This is a genomic window from Acinetobacter sp. YH16038 (assembly GCF_013417275.1).
Lineage (GTDB): Bacteria > Pseudomonadota > Gammaproteobacteria > Pseudomonadales > Moraxellaceae > Acinetobacter.
The window spans coordinates 85,159-103,521 of sequence record NZ_VPEG01000009.1 but is presented as its reverse complement, the minus strand read 5'-3'; the positions used below and the strand labels follow the sequence as shown (position 1 = coordinate 103,521).

General features: G+C 38.4%; 13 protein-coding genes. 9 read left to right on the top strand and 4 right to left on the bottom strand.

The genetic code is table 11. The features are described from left to right. Positions 1-123 precede the first annotated feature (123 nt). Genes icmH through tssH form a run of 4 tightly spaced genes read right to left on the bottom strand, consistent with a single transcriptional unit; the run spans position 124 to position 6,127 of the window. Positions 124-936 carry a type IVB secretion system protein IcmH/DotU gene (gene icmH, locus FTV34_RS05760; RefSeq protein ID WP_180069262.1) on the bottom strand — a complete coding sequence of 271 codons (813 nt, stop codon included), beginning with the start codon at positions 934-936 and terminating at the stop codon, positions 124-126. A gap of 8 nt (positions 937-944) precedes the next feature. Next, the gene (gene tssK, locus FTV34_RS05755; protein WP_180069288.1) at positions 945-2,309 is read right to left on the bottom strand and encodes a type VI secretion system baseplate subunit TssK; all 1,365 of its coding nucleotides are present in this window, start codon (positions 2,307-2,309) and stop codon (positions 945-947) included. A 7-nt stretch (positions 2,310-2,316) separates the two neighbouring features. Next, on the bottom strand, positions 2,317-3,438 hold the full coding sequence (tssA, locus tag FTV34_RS05750) for a type VI secretion system protein TssA (RefSeq protein WP_180069259.1): 1,122 nt from the start codon (positions 3,436-3,438) through the stop codon (positions 2,317-2,319). 37 nt (positions 3,439-3,475) lie between these two features. Then, on the bottom strand, positions 3,476-6,127 hold the full coding sequence (tssH, locus tag FTV34_RS05745) for a type VI secretion system ATPase TssH (protein ID WP_180069257.1): 2,652 nt from the start codon (positions 6,125-6,127) through the stop codon (positions 3,476-3,478). Positions 6,128-6,478: 351 nt separating this feature from the next. Here tssH and FTV34_RS05740 point away from each other — a divergent pair, with 351 nt between their 5' ends. The 9 genes from FTV34_RS05740 to tssM all read left to right on the top strand — a co-directional run bounded on the left by FTV34_RS05740 (position 6,479) and on the right by tssM (position 18,356). Continuing rightward, entirely contained in the window at positions 6,479-7,138 is a 660-nt protein-coding gene (locus FTV34_RS05740) for a hypothetical protein (protein WP_180069256.1), read from the top strand. A 14-nt stretch (positions 7,139-7,152) separates the two neighbouring features. After that, positions 7,153-7,656 carry a type VI secretion system contractile sheath small subunit gene (gene tssB / locus FTV34_RS05735; protein WP_180014938.1) on the top strand — a complete coding sequence of 168 codons (504 nt, stop codon included), beginning with the start codon at positions 7,153-7,155 and terminating at the stop codon, positions 7,654-7,656. After that, the gene (tssC, locus tag FTV34_RS05730) at positions 7,649-9,130 is read left to right on the top strand and encodes a type VI secretion system contractile sheath large subunit (RefSeq protein WP_180069254.1); all 1,482 of its coding nucleotides are present in this window, start codon (positions 7,649-7,651) and stop codon (positions 9,128-9,130) included. Before tssB ends, tssC begins: the two co-directional genes overlap by 8 nt. 54 nt (positions 9,131-9,184) lie before the next feature. Continuing rightward, positions 9,185-9,688: a type VI secretion system tube protein Hcp gene (locus FTV34_RS05725; protein WP_180069252.1), complete on the top strand. Its 504-nt coding sequence runs from the start codon at positions 9,185-9,187 to the stop codon at positions 9,686-9,688. A gap of 75 nt (positions 9,689-9,763) precedes the next feature. Further along, a complete protein-coding gene (gene tssE, locus FTV34_RS05720) occupies positions 9,764-10,243 on the top strand; it encodes a type VI secretion system baseplate subunit TssE (RefSeq protein ID WP_180069250.1) in 480 nt (159 codons plus the stop codon). Between the two features lie 11 nt (positions 10,244-10,254). Further along, a complete protein-coding gene (gene tssF / locus FTV34_RS05715; protein ID WP_180069248.1) occupies positions 10,255-12,063 on the top strand; it encodes a type VI secretion system baseplate subunit TssF in 1,809 nt (602 codons plus the stop codon). Beyond that, positions 12,027-13,022: a type VI secretion system baseplate subunit TssG gene (gene tssG / locus FTV34_RS05710; protein WP_180069246.1), complete on the top strand. Its 996-nt coding sequence runs from the start codon at positions 12,027-12,029 to the stop codon at positions 13,020-13,022. Before tssF ends, tssG begins: the two co-directional genes overlap by 37 nt. 95 nt (positions 13,023-13,117) lie before the next feature. After that, entirely contained in the window at positions 13,118-14,482 is a 1,365-nt protein-coding gene (locus FTV34_RS05705) for a hypothetical protein (RefSeq protein WP_180069244.1), read from the top strand. A gap of 34 nt (positions 14,483-14,516) precedes the next feature. Then, positions 14,517-18,356 carry a type VI secretion system membrane subunit TssM gene (gene tssM, locus FTV34_RS05700; protein WP_180069243.1) on the top strand — a complete coding sequence of 1,280 codons (3,840 nt, stop codon included), beginning with the start codon at positions 14,517-14,519 and terminating at the stop codon, positions 18,354-18,356. The last annotated feature ends 7 nt before the right edge of the window (positions 18,357-18,363 follow it).

The following is an 18,363-nucleotide window of genomic DNA, read 5'->3' as shown; positions in this document are numbered from 1 at the left end:
TTCATAAATTAAAGCATTTTTTTCCAGTAAGAAATGACACATTATTTGATATAAGCTGCTTTGTTTTATCTTCATTTTTATTTTAAGTTATTAGTTTTTATAGATCATTTATTATAGGTTTCATTAAGGTAAATGAATCGTGATGTAGGCCTGTTCCGCTGGTGCACTAATCACATTCTGATATTGAGTAAAAATTTCTGTAGTTTCACTCGATAGCATATATTTCAGACCGACAAAACTCATTAGAGTGAACAAAAGCAAAAATACTAAAATCCATAAAAATGGTAATTCACGATGAATAATATGTTTGATCTTGTCAGGTAGTGCTGCAAAAGGGGAAAACGGCGTTTTTTTACCTTTTAGGTAATCAATCTGTTCACTCACTTGGGTAATCAGCTGATTCAAACTATGCACAGACTCAAGCCGATATTTTCCATGAAAACCTAATAACAGGCAGTAGTGATAGACTTCCAGTACCGCTAAACGTTCATTATCTTTATAACGAATTTCCTCTAGATGCTCAAAGAAACGATAACCTGCAAGTTGAGAACCAAATAAATTTAATTGTAATGGATCCATCATCCAGTAATTTTGCAGATCAAAGAAACGGGCATCCTGCTGCGTGACAATAGTTTCATCTAATAAGGCACAATAAGCATATTTAGCATCCTGAATGTCTTCAAAAGAAAATTGCTGTTTACGTGCTTGATGCTCAAAATAGTTTAGCATTTCCAGAATCTTTTCACGAAACGATGCTGGGTGCGAAGGGATATAATGATTTTTTAGCAAAAAGACAATATAAAATCCGTCATAGAGAAGATCAATCAGATTGGTCGTCATATGAGATTTCTGATCAGTTGTTTGCTTAACAATCTTTCCAGATCCGATCTGGCCATCATCAAATAGTGATGGTGCAGAATTTGTAATTGTATTCATACTGATACTTATCCTTTCATGACTGCAATAAGTTCAATCCTGATATCCTGAAATCCATTCGGTATATAAATACAAATCGATTCTGAATCGAACATGCGTTGATACAAATCGTTATTCGGTTCAATTTCGAAATAGCTGACTCCAGAACGAACCGGGATCGCTGTTGGCACCTGAATTAAATGTTGAATTGGAATAGCTGGAAGGGCTGCAATGACTCGCTGTTCAACATCAACTGTACTGCCAACTTTAAAACGGATCGGCACATAAGCAATTAAATCTTGGACAGGCATCACACTGCTTGAAACAGCCAGATATAGACGCGTATCTCGGGTAATCTTGTCGGTTTCCAGGCTGCCAAGCCAATAGGATGGTCGGGTTTCTTTTAAGGAGATGCTGATATAACGATTCGAGATAATGGTATCCAGTAGATTTCTTAAAATGATATCTAACTGATTGAAGCTTTCGTATAGATGATAGTGCTGATATTTAGGCAGTTGATCGACATTATAAGCAGTCGAGAAAGTTAGCAATGAGCCAGTTAGGCGTAATAGTTCACTATAGAGACGTTCAGGATGAATAATCGGATACTGCAAAATATGGTTTAGGCTCGCATATGCAGTATTTAAGGCATTGACCAGCCAGAAAGACACAATATCCCCAGAGCGGAATTCAATCAGTTTCTGTTCATTTTCCCGATTATTACTCTGGATGGTCTTGATCTTTGCTTGGATAATATTCAAAGTGCGTTGTAAATTAACCAAAAGATTTTCATTGGCCTGTATATGTAAAATTGGTGGGATAAATTTATGATCAAAAATAAAATTCCCTGAACTTTGTCGTTTAATTCGACCTACTGGAAGATACAGGTAGCCATCCATGTGATGCTGAGGTTCTTGGCTACCTTCAAATATTTTTAATTCAGCACGACGGCGCAATAATGTAATCTCAGCAGTACTTGCATCGGTAAACAAGTCATGAGTTGAACTTAAATGGGAATGATAACGGCTAGGTCGGGCTTGATCAGCATGACTGACATTCTGTTTATTTGGCTGCACCATCGGTAAGGCCAAATAAATTTGCATTTCACCTTGTAAATTCAGTGTATCTAGCTGAACCGGTTCAGGTAATAAATCCTTTGCAGGTGCCTGATAAATTTCCCCATCTTGCCAGATCATTTCAACTTTATTTAATGCCAGAATTTGCATTCCAAGTTGAGCTTCATCAAACTCAATCGACTGAATGCCATGAGCAAAAGGGAAGGTCGCACGAATGGTGTGATTCAGTCGCTGTTCGTGATAGGCATCCTGTAATTGAAAATGTTGAGGTCTTAAAAACAGACCTTCACCCCAAAGTATTTTTTCTGCTTTAAACATTGAGATTTCACCACTCGCAGCTTGATTCATTTTGGGCAGGGACGCCTAATAATTCATGTAGATGTTCTAAAGGATTTTCATTTTTAATCACTTTGGCCAGCCACTCATGTAAAGGCATTTGGTTCCATGTAATAGTCTTTTGCAGCATATAGCTCACCGGGCTATGTGGTTCATTCACCTGAAAATAATCGGCAATTTCTTTCAGAATCTGCATAGCCTGTTCACGATTAACCATATGATTTTGACTATGAAATTGGATAGATTGTTGGAAGGCAGGCAGCACCTGACCTGAAGAAAGGTTTATTTCATTTTGAGAAAGTGTCTGAGCCAGTTGATGATCGGCTGGAGCCGGAGATTCAGATTTCGCTGAACTTATGTCTTTTTTATATATCTGCTGAATATTGGCAAAAATAGATTCTAATTGAGCATCAGCTGCAGCAAAACTTGGCCCATCTATTCCAAGAAGTTCATCAAGCGCAGACTTGAACTGTTGCCATTGATGTTGAATCTCTAATAGATACTGATAATTTTGCTGTTGAAATTCTTTAGGAGTATTAAGCAATAACTGCTCAAAGTGCTCTAACTTTTGCTCGGAGCCTTCTTGTGCTTCTAAATCATCTACTTGTTGTTTACGTTTTTGATTCTGTAAATATAGAAAATTGTCATAGTCTTTCAAGCTATAAAAAGGGGATTGCTGAATAAGAGAAACCCGCTTGGTTAATCTCGGAAGTTGAGCAATGAAACCTTCCAATAATCCCAAGCGTTGATCCAGATCATCCTCTTCAATTTTAGGATGCAGTTGCAACCAGTATTGCTCCAGGCTACGATGGCAAAGTTCTAGGCCTCGGGCAATACCTTCAAAACCATATAGATGACCCCAAGCCTCAATCAGCCAAGTATATAAACGGATATCTTTAGTTTTTTCAGTCAGTAGTTCTATCGACTTTATTTCTACAAAAGCCCAATCTGCTTGCTTGGGTTCGGCAACCCATTCTCCTTGATCCAGTAAAGGATCATCCTGTATTCTGGCACTTTTAATACTTAGAAATTCGTTCGAAAATGAGCAATCTATACCGCAAGGATGCTCTACAGAAATTTCTTCAAATAAATATTCAAATTCCAATGTCATTATGAATCCTAATTATTCTTATTTTAATCTTTGCTGTTTAAGCAGCATTTGCCTTATTTTTCTTGGAATGCCTTTTTTTGAGTACTGATAATTCTGTATCCAGATGATAATAGAAAGTATCTTTCTGAACATCGATATGAATCAGTTTTGGCAGCTGATTTTCACTCATAGCCACCAGTAATTTTGTCGCCAGATCTGGCAATATGGATGCATTTAAAATGTGATCAATATTTCGTGCACCACTATCTATTTCTGTACATCGACTGAGTAATAATTCCAGTACCTCATCGCTATAGCTTACCTGAGTCACATACTGCTGCTGAATCCTCTTGGTAATTTTCCCTAATTTATGCTGAATTATCTGGATTAACAGTTCATCTGAAAGCGGATAATAAGGAACAATTCGCATGCGTCCTAAAAATGCTGGTTTAAACTGCTTATAAAGGCTTGGTTTGAGATGTTCAATTAAGGTATCTGCATCTGGCCATTGATCAACTTCCTGATTTATACAGGATTGCATAATGACATGTGAGCCGACATTCGAGGTCAGCAAAATGGTGGTATTTTTAAAGTCAATCAGGCGACCTTCGCTGTCTTCGAGCACACCTTTATCGAAGACCTGATAAAATAATTCTTGTACATCTGGGTGGGCTTTTTCGATTTCATCCAGAAGTACCACACTATAAGGATTGCGGCGAACGGCTTCTGTTAATACACCACCTTGACCATACCCAACATAGCCCGGGGGTGCACCTTTCAAAGAAGAAACCGTATGCGCCTCTTGATACTCGGACATATTAATCGTGATTAGATGCGATTCACCACCATAGAGTTCTTGAGCAAGACTCAGTGCAGTTTCGGTTTTTCCAACTCCACTTGGGCCGGTGAGTAAAAATACTCCTTGAGGTTTATTTGGATCTTCCAGTCCAGCTTTGGACGTTTTAATGCCTTGAACCAGTTGTTCTAAAGCATAATCCTGGCCCATGACTCGCTGTGAGAGTTTATTTTTCAGATTAAGAATCTGCGAAATATCATTATTCATCATTTTACCGACTGGAATTCCAGTCCAGTGCGAGATAATTTCATTAATGATGTTGGCATCTACACGCTCATAAACCAACGAACTTTGCGCCTGAATCTTAGCTAATGTTTGACGTAGTTGATGAATCTGGTGTTGATCAACCGATGCTTCCGATTTAGTTAAGCCATGAATCTCATGAATAAGCTGCAGCTCTTGTTGCCATTGATTATGAGTCTGATTAATCTCTTGTTGAATGGAATGAATCATATCTAACAGCTCTTGTAATCGATCAGTTCGATATGAAGTTGTCTGTTCTTGATCAAGAAGTCGATATTCTAGTTTGAGATTATGCAGCTTAGCCTGTAACTGATCCAATTTGGCAGGTTGAGCATTTTGGCTCAAGGCCACCCGTGCAGCCGCAGTATCTAATACACTAATTGCTTTGTCCGGTAACTGACGGCCACTGATATAACGATGTGATGCATGCACAGCAGTACGAATGGCTTCATCATCAATCTGGATTTGAAAATGCTGGCTCATCACAGGAACCATAGCACGAAGCATATCGATGGCGACCTGCTCAGTTGGTTCTTCAACTTTGATTACCTGAAAGCGGCGGCTCAATGCAGCATCTTTTTCAAAATAATGTTTATATTCAGCCCAAGTCGTCGCTGCAATAGTTCTTAATTCACCACGTGCTAGCGCCGGTTTTAACAAATTCGCTGCATCATTCTGACCAGCTTGGCTACCCGCTCCAATCAATGTATGTGCTTCATCAATGAAAAGAATAATAGGGTGGGTAGAGGATTGTACTTCTGCAATGACTTGCTTGAGGCGATTTTCAAATTCACCTTTGACACTGGCACCTGCCTGTAATAAACCCATATCCAATACGTGTAACTCAACTGTTTTAAGAGCATTCGGAACTTGGCCATTGACAATTTTCAATGCTAAACCTTCAACTACAGCAGTTTTTCCCACGCCTGGTTCACCAGTGAGAATAGGGTTGTTCTGACGACGGCGCAACAGAATATCCAGCATTAACCCGATTTCGAATTCACGCCCAATCACTGGATCAATATCACCACGACGAGCCTTTTCAGTCAGATTAATCGTATACTGGTCAAGCGCTGGTGTCTTTTTTGAAACACTAGATAAATCAGGGGAAGGAATAGAGGGTTGAGGCACTTTAAGTTGTTCAATACTTTTCTGGCAATGTTCCAGAAATTGATGTTTCATGCTATCCACAGGGAATTGTGCAAAAAGAGAAGATGCCCGAAGAGCCATTTGATAAAGCTCTGGCGAAATCAGTAAAGCGACTAACAAGTGGCCACTACGAATCACTGGGTTTTGATCTGCGGATGCCAGCAACCAGGCTTGTTCCAAGAGCTGAATAATCGATTTGGCAAAAATAGGGGTACGGGAATTTCCCTTGCTAAGCTGCTGGATACTTTGTTCAAGCTGATTAATCAGATGGTCTTTATCAATACAATGTTTTGCTAATAATATTTTTAAATCATTCAATTCTGGATGCTGGAGTAATTCTAGAAAAAAATGCTCGATCTCAATTTCATAATTTTTTTGCTGGATACAGGTATTGGCAGATTTCTCAAGACATAGGCGTGCATGTTCAGAAAGTTTCAAAATCAAAATTTTTAAATTATTCATGAGTTTCTCATTATTGTTAGCATACAAAACTTTAGAATTTTTAAATGGGTAGCTGTGTTTTTTATATTTATTAAAATGAATATTTCTCTATTTTTATCCGGCCCATATTTATACTTTTTATGAAAATTGACCGAACAATTTTGGCTCATTTTACTCAAATAAAAATAAAAGTCTGTATCTTTCATCAGAATTTTGTCAATTCTTAAAATTTTTAGTCACTAAGTCCGTTAATCTTTTTTAGCTTGACTTCTCCTTAATGTTTTATGTTAAATCCGCCAAACGATTGTCAAATAAAAATAATATTTAGACATTAAAAAATATAACAACAAACAAAAATAACTGAGGCTCATTTTGAAAAAGTATATAAGTTTCATATCATTATTTATATTTGGTACAGCCTGTCTTTACCTTCCACAAGTACATGCTGCTGAATTAAAAAAATCATGTATTAAGGTCAATCCTTATGCCGCGGGTGAAACAGACCCAACATTAATTGGCTTATATCAACAGCTTTGTGATAAATCAGCGAAAAAAAATATTCCTTTACAACATGAACTCAATACACAAATTGCGAAACGTTATGTGGAGTTAGGTTCTCATCTCAAAGCACTCAATTTGATTGATCAATTACACCGCCAGCAACAGTATAACCAGACTTTAACGGACTTGAGTTTTATGGCAGGGATTGCTATTTCATCAAATGCTTTACAGCAAATGCGTAGTACAGAAGTTCGTGCCTTAAATGAAACGACCTATCCTCAAGCTAAATTATTGGCTGAGAATATTCAGTTTGCAAAACCTGCACTAGCGCCAGTTGAGTTTAAATCACATACTGTTTCAAATACCAAAAATAGCAAGAAACAGACTGCTGCAAGTACGAAGCGATCTACTACAACCAGCACTAAAACAAAAAATGTAGTCAAATCTGTTCCTATTAAAAAGACTGAAAATATCAGTACTCGCACCAATACTGCCAGTTCTAATCCATTTGGTTCATTAAAGAATAATTAATAAGGAAATAAACAATGGCCAAACGTGAAAGCGTACAGAAAAAATTACAGCGGATCCGACCACCACGCGTACAACTGACCTATGATGTTGAAGTCGGTGATGGAAAGGAAATTAAGGAACTGCCATTTGTTGTGGGTGTTTTAGGCGATTTTTCTGCTTCCTCTGAGCTGGAAAAAACCAAATTAAAAGATAAAAAATTTATCAATATCGATTTAGAAAATATTGATGAAGTGATGGAATCACTTGCTCCGCGAGCAAATTTTCAGGTTGAAAATACTTTAACCGAAGCCGGCGGCACTATGGCGATTGACCTGGTATTCAATGGGATGAATGATTTTCGCCCAGAGCAAATTGTGCAACAGGTGGAACCTTTACGTAAGCTGGTTGAAGCACGTGAACGTTTGACTGATCTGCGTAATAAAATTTCCAATAGTGAACGTCTGGAAGATTTATTGGATGAAGTGCTGAAAAACACGGATCAAGTACAAAAGATCAGTGTGGAGGCTGGTGATGAATAATTATAATGCTGCAAGTGCCATGGATACTGCACTTGAAGAACATTCACTTTTGGATTCAATTGTCGAGCGTAGCCGTATTGCTCGTACTGAAAAAGAACATGATCGTGCTAAAAGTTTGATTGGTGAACTTGCTAAAGAGGTTATGGCAGGGACCATTACTGTTTCTGAGAATATGACGCTGGCACTTGATAAGCGTATTGCTGAAATTGATGCCATGATTTCAAGTCAGCTTAGCAAGATTATGCATCATGAAGATTTTCAAAAAGTTGAGTCGACTTGGCGTGGTTTATATTATTTCTGCCAAGAAACACCAGCACATTCTTTAATCAAGATCCGGATGCTGAATACTACAAAAAGGGAGCTAATTAAAGATTTCCAAAGTGCGACCGATTTTGATCAAAGTACCTTATTCAAGAAAATCTATGAAGAAGAATATGGTTCATTCGGTGGCGCACCTTATGCAACCTTGATTGGTGACTTTGAATTTGATCGCACACCTGAAGATATGTACCTTCTGGAACAGATTTCTCATGTCGCTGCGGCAGCACATGCACCATTTATTTCTGCTGCAAGCCCATCAATGTTTGGACTAGAGTCATTTACTGATATTGATCGTCCGCGTGATGTTTCTAAAATTTTTGAAACAGCAGAGTATGTACAGTGGCGTTCTTTCCGTGAAAGCGAAGATGCTCGCTATGTGGCACTGACCATTCCTCGAGTACTGGGACGCTTACCTTATCATCCACGTGAAGGTACAGTGACTGAGGGCTTCAATTATATCGAGGAAGTTTCTGGTGAACATCATAATGAATACCTCTGGATGAATGCATCTTATGCATTTGGCACCCGTTTGACTAATGCCTTTGATCTGCATGGCTGGTGTGCAGCCATTCGTGGTGTGGAAGGTGGTGGTCTGGTTGAGGGCCTTCCAGTACATAGCTTCAAGACCAATGATGGTGAAGTGATTTTTAAATGTCCAACAGAAATTGCCATTACCGATCGGCGTGAAAAAGAACTGAGTGATCTTGGTTTTATTCCTTTAGTCCATTGCAAAAATACGGACTATGCTGCGTTCTTTGGTGCACAGTCTGTGCAAAAAGCCAAAAAATATGACAATGATATTGCTAATGCCAATTCTGCATTATCAGGTCAAATTCAATATATTATGGCAGTTTCACGTATCGCTCATTATTTAAAAGCCATGATGCGGGATAAAGTGGGCAGTTTTGCCTCGGCAGGAAATGTCGAAGCCTTTCTTAATGACTGGCTGTCTCAGTACATTTTACTAGACGACGGTGCTTCACAAGAAGCAAAAGCTCAATATCCGCTTCGTGAAGCTTCGATCAAAGTTGTAGAAAATCCAGCTGAACCTGGTCACTACAAGTCTGTGGTTTTTTTAAGACCACATTTTCAGTTAGATGAGCTCTCTGTATCACTCAGGTTGGTCACTGAACTGCCGCAGTCAAGTCAATAGGACTACTGCGATTAAAGAACTATAAGCATTTATAACAATAGGATAATTAGTAAAATGAAAGACATTTACGTCCAATTTCGTGGCAAATATAAAGTCGATGGCGAATCACGCGATTCTGAACATAAAAGCTGGTTAGAAGTAAATTCATGGGCACACCATATCCGTCAGCCTAAATCTGCTACCTCTTCAAGTGTGGGCGGCCATACTGCAGAACGAGTTGAGCATTCTGATATGGTCTTTGTAAAGGATCTGGATGCAACGAGTCCAAAGCTTTGGGAGGCTTGCTCTGCAGGGTATACCTTTGATGAAGTACAAATTGATTTTTATCGTGCCAACGGTGACAAACGTATCAAGTATTTGCAGATCAGACTCAAGCATGTCTTGGTTTCTCAAGTGACACCAAATGTGAATCAGGAAGGCGTTCCAACTGAAACATTTGGTTTGAAATATGCTGCAGTTGAGTGGACTTATAATCAGCAGGATATTAACGGTTCGCAAAAAGGTGCAGTTACCAAGAAATGGTCATTATCAAATAATACTGCTTCTTACGCAGCTTAATTTACATGGCCTGGATAAAGGCTGATATCCCTAGCCTTTATCTTTCTCTTTTAGAAAATATCTAATGAAAAGAATATGAATCTGGATCAACTTTATCCTTATGGATTTAGAAGTACGTTATTCGAACGTTTATTACCTGTAGATGATCAATACACTGGACAAGGTTTGTCTTTACAAGAATTAAGACAATCCATTGCCCATGATCTCGAAGATCTTTTAAATAATCGGATGACTCGCCTGGACCAAACGGAAGAGCATTATCTTGGGATAAAAAATTCAATTCTGCAATTTGGAATTATTGATTTTGTTGGCTTGTCGACTGCGAATCCTACAGATCGTGACAAAATTTGCCGTTCAATAGAGCAGTCGATCAGTGCTCATGAACCGCGTTTAAAACAGGTGAAAGTAGAGATGCTGATTAATGAAAATAATATGAGCAGCCTGTATTTAAGTATTTCGGCTTACTTAAATATTTCACCTTTATACGAGGTGGTGATGTTTGATGCATTACTTAAACCAACAACACAGCAATACGTTATCTTGGCTCGAAAATAAGCAGGCTGCATGTGATTGAAGATTTACTACCATATTATGAAAAGCAGTTACAGGAGTTTAGCCAGCAATCACGAGAGTTTGCTACTAAATATCCTAAAATTGCGCAACGCTTATCTTTGAATCAAGAGCATATTGATGATCCACATATTGAACGGCTGATACAGGCATTTTCGCTGATTTCAGCACGTATTGATAAAAAGCTGAATGACAGTTATGAAATCTTTACACGCTCAATTTTTGAGGTGATGTTTCCACAATATCTAAAAACTTTTCCTGCCTGTTCAATCGTCAGCTTCGAAGATAGCAATAAGACAAAGAACTTAAAAGAAGACCATATAATTCCGAAAAATACAGTCTTAAAGGCGCGTAGTATTCGTGGTGTGCAATGTGAATATCGAACTGTCAACACTGTTACGCTGTTACCGATTCAATTGAAAGAAGTGAGTTTTAAAGCGCATCCTTCTGCCTATACTCATTTAAATCGTAATGCCACACTCATTCTTAAATTTGAAATATTTGATCAGCAAATTGAACTATTAGCCCGACAGAAATTACCTTTGTATCTGGATGCGATTTCTAATTTTCCCTTACAGGTTCTCGATACGATTTTTAAGTCTGACACCCATTTTTCTTTAAAATATCAGAATCACAAAGTTGATATTGCTCGTCCATTTGAAGGGATAGGTTTTACTGAAGAGGAAAGTATTCTTCCGATTGATCAATATACACATCAAGCTTATCGTCTGCTGACTGAATATTTCTGTTTTCCAGAAAAATTTAATTTTTTAAATCTCAATTTAAATTTTTTAAAATCTGTGATGGAAGATATTACAGATTTCGAATTGCAGATTCATTTTAAGGTAGACCTGAATGATCAAGCGGTCATCCGAAATTATGCAGAGTTAAATAGTGCAAACTTCAAGCTGTTTAGCACACCAATCGTCAATTTGTTTGAAAAACAGGCTGAACCTCAAAAAATTGATCATCAACAACTCGAATATCCTTTAATCAGTGATGCTCATCATCCTGAATATTTTCAGGTTTACGGCATTACTGAGATGAATCTCTTAAGAGAAAAGAGTGACAAGAATCAACTGATTTATAAAGTGTTGCCATTTTTTGCCATGAGTCATTCTCATCAGGAGAACGAACAGTTTTTCTATCAGCTTTTACCAGCAGCGAATAAAAATAACAGTATTGATTTTAAATACTCGATTCTTTCCAAGAATTTAAAACCGGGAACGACGACTTCTGATTTTATTAGTGTACGCTTACTATGTACTAATAGGGATCTGCCTTATCAAAGTTATCACCAAGATCAAAACAGCTTATCTCTCAATGAAAATCATCTGGTACGGAAAGGCAAATTATTAAAACGGCCGAACTTACCTTATTGTTTTCAGCAAAAACAGCTAGAACAATGGCGAATTATTTCTCATCTGTCTTTAAATAATTTGTCTCTGATGAAAGGGGATTCAGTTAGTCATATGAAAGAGCTGCTTGAGCTTTATAACTTACCGCAAACGAAAGAAAATCAGCTCATTATTAATTCAATTCAGGCGATTGAGTTTTCTTTGGGGCAAAAGCTGATTGATCATCATCCATTTCCACTGTTTGTTCGAGGGGTTAAAGTCGAGATCCAGCTGGATACCCAAGTTTTCCGAGGTACAAGTATTTATATTTTTGCCCAGATTCTAAATCATATTTTTAATTTAAAAGTTCAGATGAATAGTTATGTGGAGATGACTGTGCTGGACTCAGAATCAAAACAGGAGTTATACCAATGCGTGCAGAACGTTGGTGGCAAGAGACTTCTGTAATTGATCAGCTCTATCAGCGACCGACTGCATTTGAACTGGTTCAGGCAACGCGGTTACTACGACACGATCCTCAGCAGCAAAATCAGCAAAAATGGAATAATACTTTTTATTTTTTAAGTTCATTGAATCTGAATTTTCCGGTATCTGAAATTGAATCACTTCAGCTAGACGATGAACGGGTACAAATCACTAATCTGATGGTGGGGCTGACGGGGATTCAGGGGGTATTACCTTATACCTACACCCATAAAGTCAGACATGCAGTACGCCAACAGCGTGAACAAAGTTTGTATTTTTTAGGGCTGTTTAATAACAAACTCACTGTGCAATATATAGATGCCTGCCTGAACTACAACTTGCCTGTGCGGTATGAAATAGAACAGGATAATCACTACTTAAAAATTTTACATGCCTTAAATGGTTATGTGGAAGAGCAACAAGACCAACAGTACATAGATGATTATTTTGCTGAATTTGCAGGTTTAATGCAGGGACAAAATAATAGTGAATATGCTTTGAAAACCATTCTGTCCTGTATTTTTCAATTTGATTTTGAAATCAAGCAGCTGATGCCAGAGCAATTCCATTTAGATGATCAGCAGAAAAGTTCTTTGAGTGAAGCTCGACCAGTTGCACTCGGCATAAATAGCTTTTGTGGTGAAAATATTACTCAAATAGATGAAAGAATCGAAATTATGATTGGTCCTTTACGCCGAAAGGATTATCTAAATTTCTTAGCCCAAGGGACATACAACCTTAAATTACAAAAAATTATCAATACTTGGTGCAGTCCAACTATGCAAGTCGATATTCGACTGATTCTGGATAAACAAGATCTTTCATCTGTACAGCTTGGCAAAAACAATTCAATGACATTGGGTCAAGGGGCATTCATCCTGCCTGAACAGGATGAACATAATAATGAAACGTGTTATTGCTTAAAGGGGAGCATGGCATGATCAAATTTATCATTTCTGCTTTTCTGATTTTTACTATTTTAGTTGGCACTTTAGCGATCTATTACTGGCGAGATAGCAACTATGATCCATCCCAAATGGATCTGATCTGGTCTTTTATCTTGCTACCAGTTTCACTTTGTCTGCTAATTTTAAGCCCTTATTTTATTTATAAAACTATTCAAAATTTCCGAAACAAAAAACTGCAGCAACAAAAAGATCAGGAATTATCTATTTTAGTACAGCAAAAAGAAAAACAAGCTGTGAATTTAGCTCAGCAAACAGCCCAGCATTACACTTTGAACATTTTATCCAGTGCTGCTTGGCATTGTTTTGGAGAAAATGAAGAAATCATACAGTTTATGCAGCAGTTTAGAAGCCCTGAACTGGATTTCCAACTGAGCAATAATTATGGCTTGCCTCTTTTATCTTATCGTATTACAGCACTCGATCAGTGGCTGGAAAAAACTCAAGACGATGATGAAGATCAATTTTTAATTTTGACTACACGTGAACGGCGAATACAGCAGTTAATTCGGCAGCAACTGCAACAGCATGAACAGAGTTTGCAAGGGATTTCCCAGCAATTAAAACGGTCTGCACTTTTTTATGAGAGTGACTTTGCCTACCAATACCGTATACATCCCGGATGGAATCCAGAAAATCTTCATGAAAATTTCAATGAGAAAGAGGATATTTCTCATAAAGAGATAGAAACTGTAGTACGTTTAAATCGTCTCAATGTTTATATCTTATTAGCAGAAAATCTGATTCACACTTGGGATGATCAGGTTTTTCAAACTCAACTTTTACAGCAGTTAGAAGATGATTACTCATTCCGGGCAGATCATCTGCATATTGAATTCTATTATTTCAGCCAACCCAAGGCTTATGCTTCTTATATTGAACTTTTACAAGAGATTGCTCAGCAGCCTGAACAAGCAAACCTGATTATTATGGTGGATTCTGAAATCGATCAGGACTGGCTGGATGAACAACTTTGGCAAAATGAGCAATATATTGCTTCAGAATATGCAGCCAGTTGGTGCTTAACTGCTGAACAAGTCGTTCTTGAGGTAGTTCCTGTATTACAAAAAATAAGAATAAGCACTCAGATGAAAGAGTTAAAAAATTATTTAACTGAGCAGCAGTTAGATTTAGCTGGCCAGATCGAAAAAGAACAGGCCTTTGTATTGCTCTTAGATGAAACAAAAAAATCCAAAAATCTTCATCAATTACAGCAAACTTTTATTCCGATTGGAGTTCATCCAGAATTTTTTATTTATATCCAATCTTTTATAGGAAATACGCAATGTTTAGGACATATTTTTGGGATGATGCTAGTGACACAAATGCGAAACAATATCATTACGATGACCTATAGCCTGGAACAGGAAAACACATATATTTATTGTGAAAATAAAGATTTAGAAAAAATTGAAGCAACAGCTTTAGTTGCATAAATAACTAAAAAAAATAGAATAATTAGAGATTATAGTGAATACATTAATTTATACGGTCCTAGGTTATGTCTGGCAATATGTCACTCATCCTAAAGTGATCATGGCCCTATCTTTCTTAGTTGTTCTGATTTCGATGAAGAATACCGTATCTGATCGGGTCTTCTGGAGTCTGGCAGCTGTTTATATTACTGTTCTGGTTGGCTGGGGAATTTACGAGTTGATTCAACGCTATCGCCATGGCAAAAAGGGTAAGGCGCTAGCTGAGGCCATGTCCAAAAATGCTGAAGCAGAAAATAAATATAAAAATAAGGAAGAACTGCAACTGATTAATCAGCAAATGAAGCAGTCAATCCAACTTCTCCGAAAATCTAAATTGGGGGATCGTAAAGGCAATGCGGCCCTTTATGAGTTGCCTTGGTATATGGTCATTGGCAATCCGGCAGCAGGAAAAAGTTCAGCGATTTATCATTCTGGATTAAATTTCCCGTTTGAAGAAACCCATCGTAAAACGGTGTCTGCTGGTTTAAGTGGTACACGAAACTGTGACTGGTTTTTCTCTACAGACGGTGTTTTACTGGATACAGCCGGACGTTATTCAGTATATAGCGAAGATCATTCCGAATGGCTGGGTTTTCTCAATATTCTAAAAAAGAGTCGTTCCAAAGCACCAATTAATGGGCTAATTGTCATTGTCAGCATTGCTGAACTGGTGAGCCAGAGCCCAGATAAATCAATTCAACTGGCAAAAAAATTGCGTGCCCGGATTCAGGACTTGACTGAACGTTTAGAAGTTGTGACACCCGTGTATCTGATCTTTTCTAAAATGGATCTGATTGCCGGCTTTACTGAATTTTTTGATTGTTATAGCGAGCATGAGTTCAATCAGACCTGGGGTGCTACCTTAGCCTACGATCCTCAGTCCAGTGAGAATGCGGTTCAGCTCTTTGAAAAGCATTATAATATTTTATATGACGGTCTAAAAAATGTCAGTCATACCCATTTGTCTCGTCGTCATTCTCAATATATTTCACCAAGTGTAATGACTTTTCCGCTTGAGTTTAAAAGTTTAAAACCGGTATTAAGAACCTTTATTTCAGCCCTATTTCAAGAAAATCCTTACCAGTTTAAACCGGTATTTCGTGGCTTTTACTTTACCAGTGCCCTGCAGGAAGGAAGCATTGAAAGCCCAAAAACCGAACAGATTGCTGAAGATTTTCACCTGATTCAAAGTGAAGATGCTGAATTTGGTCTACCTACACGATCGATATCTCAAGATCATGGATATTTTCTAAAAAACCTGTTTTCAGAAGTGATTTTAAAAGATAAAAATCTGGTTAAACAACAGATTAACCCGCTGCGTAAACGTCAGCGTTTTATCGGGTTTATAGGCACTCTGCTGACAGTTGCAATTGTACTCAATTTATGGATCTGGTCATATCGTAATAACCAGCAACTAATGAGCGAAATCCAGACTGATTTAAATAAAGTTGTGCAGCTGCATCAGCAATCTGGTCATGAACTCTCGACCCAGCTGGATTCTTTATTGATTTTGCAAGATCATTTACAACAATTGGATCAATATGAACAGCAGCTTCCATACAAATACAGTTTTGGACTCTATCAAGGTGATCAAATTCGGAAACAGCTAGAAACTGAATATTTAAAAGGGATAGAGCTGCTAGTACTGCAACCCACACAACAAAATATTGCCCAATACTTACAACAGCTCAAATTAAATGAAGCTCATCTGAAAGCCAATTATATCAATGTACCTGTACAGCAGACTGTTCAAGTGCAACAAGTGATATCAGAACCGTCTGAGCAGAATCCGCAAGATGCTTATAATGCCTTGAAAACTTACTTGATGCTAAGTAATCGGCAGTATATAGAGGCGGGACATCTGAGTGATCAGGTCACCCGTTTCTGGCGTTCCTGGTTGGATATTCATCGTGGTGAGATGCCTCGTGCCGAGATGATTCAGAAAGCTGAACAGCTATTAAGTTATGCCATGACCTTAACCAATCACCAGCATTTTCCTCAATTAAATTCTGATGCGGTGTTGGTCGAGCAAAGCCGTCAGATTTTAACCGCGATTACAACAGGCGTTTCGGCACGAGATCGCGTCTATAACGAGATAAAAATGCGTGCTTCGGTGCGTTACCCCACTTTGACATTAAAGCAGATACTAGAACAAGATACTCAATCCACGATGTTAGGTAGTTATGCCATACCGGGTTTTTTTAGCTATCAAGCCTGGAACGAGTATGTACAACCTGCGATTGAAAAGGCGGCACAAAATCCGACCGAGAGTAAAGACTGGGTACTGAATGTCTCAAAATCTGATGATCTCAGTTTTAGTGGCAGTCCGGAACAAATCCGTAAACAGCTCACAGAGATGTATAAAAAAGAATATATTGCTGAATGGCGTAAGTTCTTGAATGGCATTCATTATATTAAAGCTACCGATATGGATCAGCAGATCCGCCGGATGGATATTCTGGGAGAAACAGAACATTCTCCAATCCGAATTTTATTGCAACGTGTTGCCAAAGAAACCAGTTGGGATAATCCAATGATTCAAGCGGAATTAGCGATGCCACAAAAAGGTTTCATGGCCTGGTTTAAACGCAAAATTTTAAGACGTGATGAGGCCAGTCTGGCACAAAATACAGCTGCTCATTTGTCTCAAGGCATAATTGCCCAAGATTTTCAGGTGCTATACCAAATTGTCCGCCAGCGAGATGACCTGCAAAACAAATCATTACTGGATGAATATCTTGTGTTACTGGGCAAGATGCGTAGTCAGTTTAATGACCTGAAAAGTTCAGGAGATATTGGTCCAGCGAGTATGGCTTTACTGCGACAAACGATTCATGAGCAGAATTCTATCTTTAATTTAAGCCAGAAATTTGTCACTGAAAAAATGTCTACAGGAAGCCAGGAACTCGATCAACAAATCCTGCAAAAGATTTTAGTCGCACCACTGACACAGGCCTTTTCGAGTCTGATGCCACCAGCACAGGCTGAAATCAATAAGTTATGGCAGATTCACGCTTATCAGCCATTTAACAATAGTCTTGCACATAAATACCCATTTAGCAGCCAAGCCAGCCTTCAGGCAACAACGGCCGAGATTAACCAGATTTTTGGTGAAAATGGCAGTATTGCCCGCTTTGTAAAAGAATATCTGGATCCTTTAGTAATTCGTCGTGGCTATCAGCTGACTTCTAAAACCTGGCAGGATTTAGGCGTCGGTTTGAATCCTGCTTTTGTGTCAAATTTTCAAAATTATGTTGCGCCTGTACATGGAGTCGCTACAGGTGAATTAAACCAAAGTTCGAATAGAGCAATCTCTTCAAATCAGTCAAATTTCCAGTTCTATCCTTTGGAAAATCCGAATGTATTGTCCTATAGCATTGAGATTGATGGACAGCGTATGCAGTTTGAAAACGGTATTCAACAATGGGTGAATTTTATCTGGCCAAATCCCGGAACGATTCCGGGTGCACGGATTAGCGTAGTCGATCTTGAAGGGAAGACCCATACCATTTTTGATGAGCCAGGTGAATATGGTATTAATCGGTTGATTGATTCAGCGCAGCGGCAGCAAAAAGGGAATATTTTTGAAATGGTTTGGCAGAGCAAAGCGCAGCCGAGCCTAGCAGTAAAAGTTAATTTCCGTCTGGTCAGTGGAGATACTTCTAGTTCGATTGCAGGAGGTGCGGGTTATCACAATTTACAGCTGGTTGATCAGGTCATGTCAAACAAGGCAGTTCGAGTGGTTGCTGCACAGTCGGCAACTAACAATGGTCAGTTAACGTCATCTTTAACGACGGCGACTAGCCAGCAAAAGTTAGAGGCAACTGCACCATGATGTGGAT

Excerpts from the sequence above, each read along its gene's own strand:
- tssH (WP_180069257.1), bottom strand. The coding sequence starts at position 6,127 with ATGAATAATTTAAAAATTTTGATTTTGAAACTTTCTGAACATGCACGC.
- tssK (WP_180069288.1), bottom strand. The coding sequence starts at position 2,309 with ATGTTTAAAGCAGAAAAAATACTTTGGGGTGAAGGTCTGTTTTTAAGA.
- tssE (WP_180069250.1), top strand. The coding sequence starts at position 9,764 with ATGAATCTGGATCAACTTTATCCTTATGGATTTAGAAGTACGTTATTC.
- tssC (WP_180069254.1), top strand. The coding sequence starts at position 7,649 with ATGAATAATTATAATGCTGCAAGTGCCATGGATACTGCACTTGAAGAA.
- FTV34_RS05705 (WP_180069244.1), top strand. The coding sequence starts at position 13,118 with ATGGATCTGATCTGGTCTTTTATCTTGCTACCAGTTTCACTTTGTCTG.
- tssG (WP_180069246.1), top strand. The coding sequence starts at position 12,027 with ATGCGTGCAGAACGTTGGTGGCAAGAGACTTCTGTAATTGATCAGCTC.
- tssB (WP_180014938.1), top strand. The coding sequence starts at position 7,153 with ATGGCCAAACGTGAAAGCGTACAGAAAAAATTACAGCGGATCCGACCA.
- icmH (WP_180069262.1), bottom strand. The coding sequence starts at position 936 with ATGAATACAATTACAAATTCTGCACCATCACTATTTGATGATGGCCAG.
- FTV34_RS05725 (WP_180069252.1), top strand. The coding sequence starts at position 9,185 with ATGAAAGACATTTACGTCCAATTTCGTGGCAAATATAAAGTCGATGGC.
- tssA (WP_180069259.1), bottom strand. The coding sequence starts at position 3,438 with ATGACATTGGAATTTGAATATTTATTTGAAGAAATTTCTGTAGAGCAT.